This is a genomic window from Photobacterium sanctipauli, assembly GCF_003026495.1.
Lineage (GTDB): Bacteria > Pseudomonadota > Gammaproteobacteria > Enterobacterales > Vibrionaceae > Photobacterium > Photobacterium sanctipauli.
Genome location: NZ_PYMA01000003.1, coordinates 228,147 through 242,097 on the forward strand (window position 1 = coordinate 228,147; position 13,951 = coordinate 242,097).

At 48.4% G+C, this 13,951-nt stretch carries 9 protein-coding genes and 1 tRNA gene; 7 read left to right on the plus strand and 3 right to left on the minus strand.

Annotated features, from left to right (window positions below):
* Window positions 1–277 precede the first annotated feature (277 nt).
* From ebgA to C9I98_RS07260, 3 genes are all read left to right on the plus strand, one after another.
* Window positions 278–3,370 carry a beta-galactosidase subunit alpha gene (gene ebgA / locus C9I98_RS07250; RefSeq protein WP_107271851.1) on the plus strand — a complete coding sequence of 1,031 codons (3,093 nt, stop codon included), beginning with the start codon at window positions 278–280 and terminating at the stop codon, window positions 3,368–3,370.
* Between the two features lie 3 nt (window positions 3,371–3,373).
* A complete protein-coding gene (locus C9I98_RS07255; RefSeq protein ID WP_036819174.1) occupies window positions 3,374–3,826 on the plus strand; it encodes a beta-galactosidase subunit beta in 453 nt (150 codons plus the stop codon).
* Window positions 3,827–3,930: 104 nt separating this feature from the next.
* Complete coding sequence (locus C9I98_RS07260; RefSeq protein ID WP_036819172.1) at window positions 3,931–5,352, plus strand: amino acid permease; 1,422 nt, start codon at window positions 3,931–3,933, stop codon at window positions 5,350–5,352.
* 92 nt (window positions 5,353–5,444) lie between these two features.
* On the opposite strand, the gene selB is transcribed toward C9I98_RS07260, so the two are convergent.
* From selB to C9I98_RS07275, 3 genes are all read right to left on the minus strand, one after another.
* A complete protein-coding gene (gene selB, locus C9I98_RS07265) occupies window positions 5,445–7,265 on the minus strand; it encodes a selenocysteine-specific translation elongation factor (protein ID WP_036819170.1) in 1,821 nt (606 codons plus the stop codon).
* The gene (selA, locus tag C9I98_RS07270; RefSeq protein ID WP_081878881.1) at window positions 7,262–8,623 is read right to left on the minus strand and encodes an L-seryl-tRNA(Sec) selenium transferase; all 1,362 of its coding nucleotides are present in this window, start codon (window positions 8,621–8,623) and stop codon (window positions 7,262–7,264) included. The genes selB and selA overlap by 4 nt, the downstream gene beginning before the upstream one ends.
* A gap of 266 nt (window positions 8,624–8,889) precedes the next feature.
* A tRNA-Sec gene (locus tag C9I98_RS07275) sits at window positions 8,890–8,981 on the minus strand.
* A 356-nt stretch (window positions 8,982–9,337) separates the two neighbouring features.
* On the opposite strand from C9I98_RS07275, the gene C9I98_RS07280 reads away from it, so the two are divergent.
* The 4 genes from C9I98_RS07280 (at window position 9,338) to C9I98_RS07295 (ending at window position 13,926) form a co-directional block, all read left to right on the plus strand.
* Window positions 9,338–9,781 carry a GrdX family protein gene (locus C9I98_RS07280; protein ID WP_107271789.1) on the plus strand — a complete coding sequence of 148 codons (444 nt, stop codon included), beginning with the start codon at window positions 9,338–9,340 and terminating at the stop codon, window positions 9,779–9,781.
* 284 nt (window positions 9,782–10,065) lie between these two features.
* Window positions 10,066–11,589: a bifunctional metallophosphatase/5'-nucleotidase gene (locus C9I98_RS07285; RefSeq protein WP_245907116.1), complete on the plus strand. Its 1,524-nt coding sequence runs from the start codon at window positions 10,066–10,068 to the stop codon at window positions 11,587–11,589.
* Window positions 11,590–11,674: 85 nt separating this feature from the next.
* Window positions 11,675–13,216: a hypothetical protein gene (locus tag C9I98_RS07290; protein WP_146153861.1), complete on the plus strand. Its 1,542-nt coding sequence runs from the start codon at window positions 11,675–11,677 to the stop codon at window positions 13,214–13,216.
* A gap of 80 nt (window positions 13,217–13,296) precedes the next feature.
* The gene (locus C9I98_RS07295; RefSeq protein ID WP_107271790.1) at window positions 13,297–13,926 is read left to right on the plus strand and encodes a DUF1349 domain-containing protein; all 630 of its coding nucleotides are present in this window, start codon (window positions 13,297–13,299) and stop codon (window positions 13,924–13,926) included.
* Window positions 13,927–13,951 lie beyond the last annotated feature (25 nt).

Consider the following 13,951-nt stretch of genomic DNA (forward strand, 5'->3'; position numbering starts at 1 on the left):
TTTCTAAACGAACACCCCCATTAATAAAACTAAAATCAGCTGTAAACTATGCAACAGTGCAGCTAAAACTCAGTAAAATTTAACTCCCACGTTATTTTTACCTCGATCACATCTAGTGTCTTTACCCAGTGGAAAAATGTGATCCAGTTAAAATTAAGTAATCTCACCAATATCATTTAGTAAAAGTTTTACCAATAATTAGCCTCAATAGCGTGGTCAATGTGTTTTGACCACCAAGAACATAAAGATGACGTCGGTGATAGAACCGGGAGGCAACGTGAACAACTGGGAAAACTTCCTACATTTACATGAGAACCGCATGGCGCCACGCGCCTACTTCTTCTCATACGATAACGAAAAGCGCGCTAAAACATTCCAGCGCGAACTGAGCAGCCGCTTTCAGCTCCTGAGTGGGCAATGGCGCTTTAGCTACTTCACTAACCCTCTATTAGTGCCAGAAACGTTTTACAACCAAGAAATGAAAGATTGGGGGGCAATTACCGTCCCTAACATGTGGCAAATGGAAGGCCACGGCGATCTCCAGTACACAGATGAAGGCTTCCCTTTCCCAATCGATGTACCTTTCGTTCCTACCGACAACCCAACCGGTGCTTACCAGCGCACTTTCTTCCTAGGCGAGAGCTGGAATGATAAGCAAACCATCATCAAGTTTGATGGGGTTGAAACCTACTTCGAAGTTTACGTAAACGGTGAATACGTTGGCTTTAGCAAAGGCAGCCGCCTAACCGCCGAATTCGACATCTCGGCGTTTGTAAAACAAGGCGACAACCTGCTGTCAGTGCGCGTAATGCAGTGGGCAGACTCTACCTACATTGAAGATCAGGACATGTGGTGGACAGGCGGTATCTTCCGCGACGTTTACCTTGTGGGTAAAGAACAGCTTCATGTTCAGGATGTGACAATTCGCACCGACTTTGATGATGCTTACCAAAGCGCAACCCTTTCCTGCCAAGTTGAACTTGAAAACTTAGCCTCCGGCACGGCCGCAGCGACCCTTGAGTACACGCTTTACGACAACAATACCGTTGTTTCACAAGGTAGCCTTGATACGCTAACTGTCGCCAACCAGGCAGCAGCCCAGTTCTCGATTGATGTAAACAACCCAACTCAATGGAACGCCGAAACCCCCTACCTTTACCAGCTGCTGCTCACACTGAAAGACGCCTGCGGTGAAGTACTTGAAGTGATCCCACAGCGCGTTGGCTTCCGTGACATTAAAGTGCGCGACGGCCTGTTTTACATCAACAACAAGTATGTGATGCTTCATGGCGTCAACCGCCACGACAACGACCACCTTAAAGGCCGTGCTGTTGGAATGGATCGTGTCGAGAAAGATCTGATCTTGATGAAACAGCACAACATCAACTCGGTACGTACCGCACACTACCCTAACGATCCGCGCTTCTACGAGTTGTGTGACATCTACGGCCTCTTCGTAATGGCTGAAACCGATGTCGAAACCCACGGTTTTGCCAATGTGGGCAACCTAAGCCGCATTACCAATGATCCGGCTTGGGAAGCGGTATTTGTTGAGCGTATCGAGCGCCATATCCACGCGCAGAAGAACCACGCGTCAATCATCATGTGGTCGTTGGGGAATGAATCGGGCTACGGCTGCAATATCCGCAGCATGTACACCGCTGCAAAAGCCATCGACGATACCCGCCTTGTTCACTACGAGGAAGACCGTGATGCAGAGGTGGTGGATGTCATCTCAACCATGTACTCGCGTGCCCAATTGATGAACCACTTCGGTGAGTACCCACACGAAAAGCCGCGCATCATCTGCGAATATGCACACGCGATGGGTAACGGGCCTGGCGGCTTAACCGAGTACCAAAACGTATTCTATCGTCATGATGCAATTCAAGGTCACTATGTTTGGGAATGGTGCGACCACGGCATTCTTGCCCGTGATGAAAACGGCACCGAGTTCTACAAATACGGTGGCGATTACGGCGACTACCCGAACAACTACAACTTCTGCATGGATGGCTTGATCTACCCGGATCAAACACCGGGCCCGGGCCTGAAAGAGTACAAGCAAGTAATTGCCCCTGTGAAGATCCGTGACTTCAATCGCGAAGACGGCACTTTCGCTGTCGACAACAAGCTATGGTTCTCGAACATGGATGACTACACCATCACCGCCGAGATCCGTGCCGAAGGGGAAACCTTGTCGGTGCAACCAATCAAGCTTGAAGCACTGGCTGAAAACAGCAGCCGCACGGTGCAGCTGGCGCTACCAGCACTCGATGATCGCGAAGTCTTCGTTAACTTCACGGTGCGCAAAGACTCACGCACCCCATACAGCGACGCTAACCACGACATCGCGGTATACCAATTCCTGCTAAAAGAAAACACGGCAGAGCTAGCGACTTACAGCAACGGCAACGCGACACCGCTGGCAGTAACCGAATCTCGCCTTGATTACGTGATTAAAGGCCATAACTTCGCCCTTAGCTTCTCGAAGGTGAACGGCAAGCTCGCATCTTGGCTGGTGAACGGTGAGGAGCTGATTGCATCAGAGCCTAAGCTGAACTTCTTCAAGCCGATGATCGACAACCACAAGCAAGAGCACGATGGCCTGTGGGAGCCGGCTCACCTGCAAATCATGCAAGAGCACTTCCGCACCCTAAACGTAGAGCAAGCGAATGACACCGTCGAGATCACGGTAACCAGCATTATCGCACCGCCTGTATTCGACTTCGGTATACGCTGTACTTACCGCTACCAAATCAGCAAAGACGGCCAGCTCAATGTTGAACTGAGCGGTGAACGTTACGGCGATTACCCACATGTCATTCCGGTGATTGGTTTGGACTTGGGCATCAATGGCGACTACGACCAAGTGCAGTACTACGGCCGAGGCCCTGAAGAAAACTACCAAGACAGCAAGCAAGCCAACATGATCGATGTTTACCAATCGACAGTGGCAGACATGTTCGAGAACTACCCTTTCCCACAGAACAACGGCAACCGTCAGCATGTTCGCTGGGCAGCACTATCGAACCGCCACGGCAACGGCTTGGCGGTGAAACCACAACAAGACATTAACTTCAGCGCTTGGTTCTACACCAACCAGAATCTGCATGAAGCACAGCACACGATTGAGCTTGAAAAGAGCGGTTACATCACCCTCAACCTAGACCATCAAGTCATGGGCTTGGGCTCGAACTCTTGGGGCAGCGAAGTACTGGACTCATACCGCGTCTACATGGACAACTTCCGCTTCGGCCTAACCCTAGTTCCGTTCCAAGCTGGTGACTGCTCGGCGCAAGCATTAGTCAACCATGAGTTCGACAACGGCTTTTTCACTGCAACCGAATCAAAGAAGAACGAGGCATAACCCATGATCGTTTTAGAAAACCTAGACCAATTCAAAGTCGTTTATCGTGACGGCCGCAAGTGGAACCGCTGTGTCGAAGCCATCGAAAACATCGGCAATATCAAAGACAGCGTGATGTATTCGATTGGCGATTCGCTGGTATACATGATCCAAGACGGCACTGCGCGCAACACTGAAACCTTTGAGGGCAACCGCCGTTACTTCGATGTGCACTACTACCTTGAAGGCCGCGAGACCGTCGAGTTTGCCACCAAAGATGCGCTAACTCAGGTTGAAGACTACAGCGATGAAACAGACCGCGAATATCTAACCGGCCATGGCGAAGTGCGAGAACTGTCTGAGGGCCAAGTGGCGATTTTTGACAATACCAAAGCTTACCGCTTCCACGGTGATAACCGGGTACGCAAAGTGGTACTCAAAGTCACCATCGAAGATGGCTACTTCCTGAATAAATAAACCCATTAACTATACGGGTCAGGCAAAAGTATCTGACCCACTCCATTAATTTACGCTCACACTTACATGAGCAGACAAAACGACGTGATTCTTCGGAGGACACAATGTCTGAATCTATTCGCGGCACGATTGGCAAGTTTGCCTTGCTATCGATGACATTTGCAGCGGTTTTCAACGTTCGCAACATCGTCAACAACAACATCGAACTGGGTCTGAGCTCAGCACCTATCTTTTTGCTAGCAACGGTCGTCTACTTCATCCCTTTTGTATTCATCATTGCCGAATTCGTTTCTGCTAACAAAAACTCAGAATCGGGTATGTACGACTGGCTAAAGCAGCCACTGGGTACCAAGGCTGCCTACCTGGGCTCGTTCCTGTATTGGTTCGTAAACCTATTCTGGTTCGTATCGCTACTGCCTAACGTTATCGCTTATGCTTCTTATGCGATGCTGGGTTACGAGTACACCTTCTCGCCAATGGTCACGTCGATGATTTCTATCGTCCTGTTTGCCGCGGCGACCCATATTTCAACCAAGGGCGCAACTTGGTTAGGTAAAATCTCTGAGATTGTTGCTTACGGTGTTTTCGCCCTGTTTGCTATTTACGTACTTGGCGCACTAATGGCACTGGGCGGCGACCACACACCAGCGCAACCAATCACCATGGAAGCCATGAGCCCAACCATTAACTGGGCAACACTGGGTATCATGTGTTGGATCTTCCAAGCAGCGGGCGGTGCTGAAACTGCAGCGGCTTACCTAAAAGACGTAAAAGGCGGCCAGAAAGCTTTCATCAAAGTGATCATCGCAGCGGGTGTCCTAATCGGTGCGATGTACGCGGTTGGGTCACTGTTGGTTAACGTATTCGTGCCACGCGAGAGCCTAACCTATGCTGGCGGTATGGTAGAAATCTTCACAGGTATGGCTCAATACTTCGAAGTTTCAACCGCACTGGTTGGTCGCTTTGTCGGTATCGTATTGTTCATCGCGATGTTTGGCTCAATGATGATGTGGACAGCAGCACCAGTTAAAATCCACTTCTCAGAAATTCCAAAAGGCGTTTACGGCGAGAAAACCACTGAACTGAACGAGCACGGTGTACCGGTTCGTGCAGCATGGTGGCAGTTTGCCTTCGTTGTTGTAATGCTAGTGGTTAACGGCTTCGGCTCTGAGTCTGTACAAGACATGATGAACCAAGCTATCAACCTAACGGCTGGTACAGCGATGCTACCACCTATCTTCATCATGGTTGCTTACTTCGTGTTCCGCCTGAAGTTTGACGATACACCTCGTGACTTCCGCATGGGCTCTCGCAAGTTTGGTATGGGCGTTGTATCTGTGCTTATCGCTATCTTCGTAGTCAGTATGACAGCTTCTGCGTTCCCAACAGGTGTTGACCTAGTACGCGCGTTCTTCATCAACGTCTTCATGACTGCGGTATTCTCTGCAATCGCTTGGTGGTGGATCTCTCGCTTCGAAAAAAAGCAGGCACAAGGTGAGTCACTGGAAAACGCACGCGAAGCATAAGCTTTCGCGAACTAAATCAACTCACTAGATAAACAAAAACACCTCAAGGTTCTGCCTTGAGGTGTTTTTTAATTTACTCGTTTAAGCGGTAATTAAACGCACTCAGGTTCTAGTACGCGCAGTACTTGGCGATCGTTCTCTACCCGCTTGATCCAACCATCCGCCTCCAAGCGGTTAAGTACAGGGATCAGGTACTTACGGGAGAGCCCTGTACGCTCTCTGGCTTCGGCAATGGTAAAGCGTTCGTTTTCATTGCGGCCTGCCAGTAAGTCTTGGATCAACTCTTCATAGAGCGATTTCTCATAGAAAATTTTACCTTCCATCGGCACGGCAAAGCCCAATCGGACTAGGTTTCGTAACTCTTTCTGAGCCCCAGGGATCTTCTCTTTGTCTGCTTCATATCCCTGTTTACCTGCAGCGACCATACGATCTAGGATCTTCTTCGCTGTTGCTGACAATTGGGCTTCATTCTTGCCCGAGCCCAGCGAGAACAGCTCACCGTCTTTTCGTAATAGCCCATCACTGGCCAAGGTTTCTAGCAATGCTGATAAAGGTGGCACTGCCATCTGGCATTTTCCGCTCAACTCATTGGCAGACATATCAATCTGCTCTTTCACGAATATCTCCGATAACTGCTTGTGGGTGCTGTTAAAGCAATCTTCGGTAAATAGCCATTCGCCACAGACCTTGTAACCCGATTCATCCAGTGCCTGCTCACCGCGCTTGGCATAGCCGTAAAGCGCCATATTAATGGTGACGTAATCCTCCCATGCTGGATAGTCCGGCATCGCCATCAGCAGATCGTACAATTTCTGTCGATGTTGTTTCTCTACCGCTCCTGACCATACTACAGCACCGCAATTCAAGATCCGGCTACCGCCATGTTGAATCAACAATGCCCGCTGGTTCCAGAAGCAGCAGGCCGATTCTTTCAAACGAAGTCGCGCAAGGTTAGTGCCTTTAAACACAAAGATTTTGGCGAGGGTATTGAAGGTACCAAAAGCAACCTCAACTTCACTGTTGTTTCGGCACTGCTGTCTCGGTGAAGCGTTCTCAAACAGCAAGCTGTCTAAGCGTATAATAATTTCATTGGTGGTAAATGGTGCTTCCTTCGCTTCAACCAAACAGAAGCCTCGCTCAACTTCTTTCTTTTTGACCCCTTTAAGGCCAATCGCCACACGCGAAACCGGTAATGCCGTCTCTATATTCTGGTGGTACGATTGCAGGCTTTTCACCTGCACTTCACGGCCGGAAGGTTGCATTACTAGCTTCTGCCCGACTCGAAATTCACCGCCGCATAAACTGCCGGTTACCGTTGTTCCTACCCCATTAACCGTAAAGACACGGTCAATATAAAGGTGCGCGCCGCGCTGCTCGTCTACACGACTGTCATCGCCATCCACTAGGGTATCGAGTTTGCTGCAAATATGCTGACGAAGCTGCTCGATACCTTTTTGCTGGTGCGCAGATACCACCACAGAGTCAGGAATGAAGCCGGCAATTTCCAGGAATTGCTCCAAAGACTCCTCTTCCACCAGCGCTAGCATATCGTCATCAACCAAGTCAGATTTCGATATCACCAAGGTGACATTTTCAATCCCCATCGAAGCAATCACCTTCAGGTGATCGGTCGACATCTGCATCCAACCTTCATCGGCTGCAACCACAAACAGCACCATGTCTAGGCTCCACACCCCAGCCACCATATTGCGGATGAAGCGCTCATGCCCCGGCACGTCAATCACCCCCACCGGCTCACCATTTGGGTGCTTAAAGTAGGCAAAGCCAAGGTCAATCGTCATTCCCCGCTTCTTCTCTTGCGGTAAATGTGCCGTATCAATCCCCGTCAGTGCCTTGATGAGGGCGGACTTTCCGTGGTCAACATGCCCTGCTGTACCGACAACGTAACTCATTGCAACACCTCCGCCAGCTGGCTGCGTAAGTAAAACACCTCATCATTGCTTATGGTCGCCATATTTAGCTGAACCTTATCGTGTTTGATGACCCCTATCACCGGCAAAGGCCAGCTACGCATGACTTGCAACAGTTTTTCTGGCTTGTAGCGAGTGGCACCGGAGTCGATCTCGACAGACCAAGAAGGATCTACTTGATCCGGCAGCGAACCACCGCCAACCGTCATCTCTGATGGCACAACTGCCACTTGTTCACCAAAGCCCTCAGCCAAGCGATGGGCGCGCTGCTCTATCGTTGTCGCTTCTGCTTTGCTTTTGGTTTCTGCCACCCCCTTGCCGCTATCAAGGTGATTGAGTTTGCGTACCACCAGCTCTTCTAGCAGTGAGTAAACAATCCGGCTTGGCCGAAACGCTCTCATCATTGGGTTCTTTTCCAGTTGTTTAATAAGCGATTGCTTACCCGTTACCAGCCCGGCTTGAGGACCGCCAAGGATCTTATCGCCAGAGAAACAGACAATATCAGCACCGGCCTGGATATAGCTTGCCACTGATGGCTCGTCTGGCATCGCTTCAGTTGTGGTGCCCGAGCCTTGATCAACAGCCAAAACTACATGGTCTGGCAATGCTTTAGCGAGCTCTTTGACATCGGCAGATTCGGTAAAGCCACGGATCTTAAAATTGGAGGTATGAACAATGAGTACCATTGCCGTTTCTTCGGTAATGGCATCGAGGTAATCTTGGGTTGTGGTGATATTGGTCGTACCCACTTCCACTAACTTGGCACCGGATAATGCCAAAATATCAGGTATACGAAAGCCACCGCCGATTTGGATCTGCTCGCCGCGCGAGACAATGACTTCCTTTCCTTTAGCAAGTTCGTGCAGCATCAAGTAAATGGATGATGCATTATTGTTCACCACCAGCGTATCTTCACCTTTTACCAAGTGCTGCATCAAGGTTTGCAATAGCCCCTTGCGCTTACCACGCTTGCCTGTACCGAGGTCAATCTCCAAATTGTTATAGTGGGTGTTAACTTCACTCACGCTTTGCCACAAGTCAGCATCAATTGGCGAGCGACCAAGGTTGGTATGGACTATGACCCCAGTGCCGTTTACCACCCGCTGCAAACGCTGCTGCTTTACCTGCCAGCAGGCGCGTTCAATGAAATGATAGAGTTGCTCTAAAGAAAACGGAGTCGTTTCAGGATTTTGGATATGCGCCTTTTTATAGCGGCCCACTTGCTCACGAATGACATCGGTGACCACTGGACGGCTCAAAGTGTCGATATAAGGCGCTAGAAAAGCCTGCTGAAGGATTTTTTCTATTTGTGGAATTGAAGATAAGGTGCTTACAGCCATGTTAAAGCCCCGAAGTTTATAAATTTAAAACCAATGATTGATATTTATCTATACCAACCATCACAATTCATCTTAGGGCTTTAGAGAGGTCAGGGTTATTTATAATCAAACTTATCACTTTCGATGGTTACTATTATCTTACCATCATTCTAAAACCCTGAATAAAATATGAATACAATGTCAAACAACTAGGAAAAGCGCATTGCATTCTAAATATGTAGTCATCACTGCCTAATAAATAAGATAAGCAATAATTTTAAAAGAGTTGGCGGAAGGAGCAGGAATCGAACCTGCCAAAGCCTATTCAGCTCACGTCGGTTTTGAAGACCGGGAGGGCCACCAGACCCCATCCACTTCCGCGTTTCGATGGAATAACTATATCCAGTAACCAGATGATTTAAAAGTACATATCAGCATTTTTGTGACCGTATATGCAAACATAGAAATATACGCAACAGAGTGACTATTATGTGCTTCAGCTAACATTATTTCCAATTTATAGAAGCTAATAACCGTGTTAATTTTTAATAAATTAACACAGTCAATTTACAACACGTTCACACATTATGCGTTCTAATTTAAAATGGAATATAAGATTGATTTATTTGAGGGTTATTTAAGAGTTAGAAATAAACAAAACAAGATCTATCACTCATTTCAGCTATAACAATAAAAATATAATTAGTCGATTATTAAGGATAGATAGGACACAACGTGAGATACGATAAAATTGAAATCATTAGCAACAACCTCAGCTTAGCTAATTTATCCACTCATATAAAAATCACCCATTGCGACCACATCGACGATGTACTTAAACTCACGCGTAACAAAGTTCATTTAGGGGCAAAGCTGATATCTCACCCACTTGCAGGCAGTGTCAAACCTCATGAAACCCCTTATCGCAGCATTGTGATCCTCAATCAGCAACAAGGGCTTGATATGGAGTCCCTCAATACCATTGAGCAGGCCATCGAACGTTACCAAATACTGTGCAAGCCAAACCCAAAACATATCAGGCTTACGGCTTCTGAGATCCATCGCCAATACCCTGAAAAACAGAACAGCGACTTTCAGTTCATTGATCTGCAACTTGTAAAATCAAGCCTGAGTGCATTGGGCATTCGATTTGCCGACTACCAAGCGGCTGTGGTGTAAGTTTTACCTCCACCTTTCAATGATATTCACCTACAAGAGGTTGCATTCCACCGCTGACAACCTCTTATCCCATACTACGCCCCCATATGCATTAGCACCCACAACCACCCACTCAAAAGGTAACTTTTCCATTTCATCGCCCATGAGCAGCATCATTGTGTGATCCAATTCAAACTTATGCTGCAAAATAACCACTAAAGTCGCACCATCTCCAACACGCAAACGATTAACTTATACGGAACTACGTTATGACTCTGATCCCGCGCAAGCCCCTAGCAGTGGCGATGATGCTGTCCCTGGCCGGCTTCTCTTCGCTTTCATTGGCTGAAATTAAAGAAGTCACCCTGCTTCACACTAATGATATTGAAAGTGTCTATGAGCCTGTCGATGCCTTCTGGAATGAAGACATCACCCGTATCGGTGGTATCCCTTACCTCGCCTCGCTTATCAAGCAAGTTCAGGCTGAAGAGGAAACCAGCTTCCTACTGGATGCGGGTGATATTTACACCGGCTCGCTATCGAAAAAGACCCTCGGCAAACTTTCTTTCGACCTTTATAGCGCAATGGGTTATGACGCGATCACCTTGGGCAACCACGAATTTGAATACGGCTGGGAATCACTACGCGATACCATGCCGCGTGCCAATTTCCCGGTATTGAATGCCAACATCGTTTACGAAAACAGTGAAGTACCGTTTGCCCAGCCATATACCATCCTTGAGCGCGACGGTGTTCGCATCGGTGTTGTCGGCGTGATGGGTATCGACGCCTTCTACAACACCATGTGGAAAGGCAACCGCAAGGGTCTGACCATCAAGGATCCAACTGAAACCGCCCAATACTGGGTTGACAAGATCCGCGATGAAGTTGACATGGTAGTGGTTTTGACCCACCAGAACAAAACCGCGCCAATGCAAACCGACAAAGAAGCGGATCCTGAAGTACAGCGCGGCTTTGACGAAGACTACGAGATGGCAGGCAAACTGAAGGGGGTCGATGTTATCTTCGGTGGCCACTCTGATCATGGTCTTTGGGAGCCTGTAGTACACCCTGAAACAGGCACTGTTATCGGGCTGACCTTCGGCCAGGGCAAATACCTCGGTTACACCAAGTTCGAAATCGACACTGAAAAGAACTCGGTCAAACTACTTGATGGCAAGCTGATCCCGGTAGAGTCTGACAAGCTAGCGCGTGATGAGAAAACCGGCCAACTCATCGACAATGCCCGCCAGCAGTACCCTGAACTATCAGAGGAGCTGGCCACCATTGATGCCACTGCATTCCGCCGTTACTACCGCGAGTCTAACATCGGTAACTTGGTGGCAGACATGATGAAAGAAGCGGGCAATGCCGATATCGCCATGATCAGCTCGGGAAGCATTCGTGTCGACCTCAACCAAGGCCCGGTCACCATGGAAAACGTCATGAACGTGTTCCCGTTTACCGATACGCTGTCTGTGGTTTCCCTAACTGGCGCTCAAGTAAAAGAACTGCTCGAGTACAGCTACACGTTGCCATACGGTTTGGCTCAATTTGCTGGTATCGAAGCCACCTACGACAGTACCAAGCCTGAAAACCAGCGCTTGCTAAGTTTGAAAATCAACGGTGAAACTGTCGAACCGACACAAAACTACCGCGTAGCAACCTATTCCTACGCGGCAAGTGGCGGTGATGGCTACCATGTTTTTGCCGAAGGCAAGCCAGAGTCCAATGGCGAGTTAGTTATGCAGGTGCTGATTGATTCGTTCAAACAGAAGAAAACGGTTTCCGTTCCACCGCTTGGCCGCCAGGTTGATGTCAGCCAGTAAAAGCCAAGTTAAAATGATGGTATAGCCATATTGGACGGGGCAGTAGCCTCGTCCTAATTACTTCACATTCATTCTTGGGTGGCACGTGTTTCGAACCGAATATAACGGCTGTAAAACCTTCGGCTGCGACAATCTGGGCAATCCGGATCTCAAACAATATACCCCCTCTTCACGATTGGGGTACCCGGCCTATTACTGCCCAATCTGCGGCGCCTATCCGCCAAAATTGCTCAACCAGCCAATACTCAAACTCGCGACCCATATCCAGCAACAACATTTGTCGGCTTTTACTGCCTTTGCACCCAATTGCCGTTGCCTAAAAGCGCAAAGGCAAGAAGAAGCCCAGCCCCCTCATTGGCGCCACTACGATAAAACCCGTATCGGCACCCAACGGGTGCGCTGTACCCAATGCCATACTGTCGCCAGTTTAGCGAACCCTGAAAAAATCGCGACCAAGCTGCAGCCCTTGTTAGATTTACTCTTTGCAGGTTGCCCCGCACATGAACTCTTTAATCATGCCAAGTTAAATAAAAAGCTGTTTTACCAACGCCTAGATTCGCTCGCCCAATTATTAGAGGGAGTGAGTCAAATCTATGAACAAAGCATGTTGAGCACAACAGAATCGCTGACACTGCAAACCCATAGCCACGTCCTACGCTGCCGCTCGGGCTTAACGGCTAATGGCGATAAAGATAAAGCAGCAAGTTCAATTAAACACAGTGGCCTTGATTGTTGGTTTTTAACAACGGCTGACAGCCAAACAGGCTATCAGTACTTAGTCACCAACAACTTACTACCCCAGCCAAAATTATCTGAGCCCGCTCAACCAGCTGGCGTACCCAAAAAGGCAAATGGTGAATACACCTTAGATGCGATAGAAGCGCCAATCGCGCCCTCGCAAGACATATTGGAGACGGCAAAAAACACCTATCAAAAAATTATGTCACGCCAACAATTTGATACCCTCGCCTATTGCACCCAGCAACACGCAAAATCAAAAGAAGGCACACTACTACGCCCTGTCTATGCCGCCCATGCCCATATGCAGAACCTCAAACAGCGGTTGCCCGCAACCTGCAAGGTTCAGATCATTATGGAGCACGAAAGCTTTATTCGCGGTGCGGCGATCACGGCATTTGCTGAGCAAGTTAGGTGCAACCAAGTGAACCTATTTTACCTTCACTCCTTTGCTTGCCCGCCACCAGCCAACATGGCCGAGTTGAGTAACAAGAAAGCCCTCAGTTGGTGGAGCGAGAAGTGGTACCAATATCACCATCAATATCAAAATGAGCATTGGTTGCTCGGCCTTGGCGTGCTTACCCAAACCGATGAAATCCAAAATACCACCAAAGACATTACCGTCCCCACCCGCCCCGACTGGCACCACCATTTTTGGCACCATTTTGATAATTGGCTACCGAATGACAAACGCCAGCGAATGAGCCACAAGCAGCTCATGGTCTGGCTGGGTGTTTTTCGTTATCTCTATAACTATTCAGGCCGGTATTTAAACCATGGCATGATGGATAACATCCCAAATGCACTGTCCTCAGAAATACCTCATGACACGGATCCCAGCTCAATCACTTGGATGGTGAACGTTTTGAATCGCCATGTCATAGGCTAGCGTTTTGATCTCATACAAATTTATGCTAATTGATATATGGCAACATCGGCATCAGCTAATAATCATATAGAGATACACAAATGGTAGATTTCACCAAAGGACAATGGATTTTTGAGCCGCAGCAACATGCCGTGACTCCGACGTCAGTTTCAATTACCACCGAGCCGGAAACCGATTTCTGGCAACGTTCGTACTACGGCTTTCGAAATGACAACGCACCAGCGTTACAAATTGAGTCTGAAGACAATTTCACTTTCACCACCAAGGTGAGCTTTAGCTATAAAGCCCAATTTGACCAGTGCGGCCTCATCATTTACCTCGACAACGAAAACTGGTTCAAGGCATCGATTGAGTATGAAAACGAAGAATACTCTCGCCTTGGTAGCGTCGTCACCAACTTGGGTTACTCCGATTGGGCAACGAGCGACATTCCATTACCCGAGGCGATTTGGTATCGACTAAGCCGCAGGGGCCCAGACTTTCTCATTGAATCTTCCTTCGATGGGGTCAACTTCAAGCAAATGCGGATTTTCCACCTTCACAAACTGGGTGAAACAACAGAAGCCATGGGTAAATGCAACCCGCCACAAACTGCACTCAATACGGTGAAGTTTGGTGTTTACGCATGTAGCCCACTCAAGTCTTCATTCACTGCAACGTTCTCCGACATGCAGTTAGAGCCGTGCAAGTGGTTGGCGCACGCCGTATAAACTAGCTTTTAAATCAGCGCTTTAG

Coding starts and splice junctions, on each gene's coding strand:
- C9I98_RS07255 (WP_036819174.1), top strand. CDS start 3,374: ATGATCGTTTTAGAAAACCTAGACCAATTCAAAGTCGTTTATCGTGAC.
- C9I98_RS07260 (WP_036819172.1), top strand. CDS start 3,931: ATGTCTGAATCTATTCGCGGCACGATTGGCAAGTTTGCCTTGCTATCG.
- selB (WP_036819170.1), bottom strand. CDS start 7,265: ATGAGTTACGTTGTCGGTACAGCAGGGCATGTTGACCACGGAAAGTCC.
- selA (WP_081878881.1), bottom strand. CDS start 8,623: ATGGCTGTAAGCACCTTATCTTCAATTCCACAAATAGAAAAAATCCTT.
- C9I98_RS07285 (WP_245907116.1), top strand. CDS start 10,066: ATGATGCTGTCCCTGGCCGGCTTCTCTTCGCTTTCATTGGCTGAAATT.
- C9I98_RS07295 (WP_107271790.1), top strand. CDS start 13,297: ATGGTAGATTTCACCAAAGGACAATGGATTTTTGAGCCGCAGCAACAT.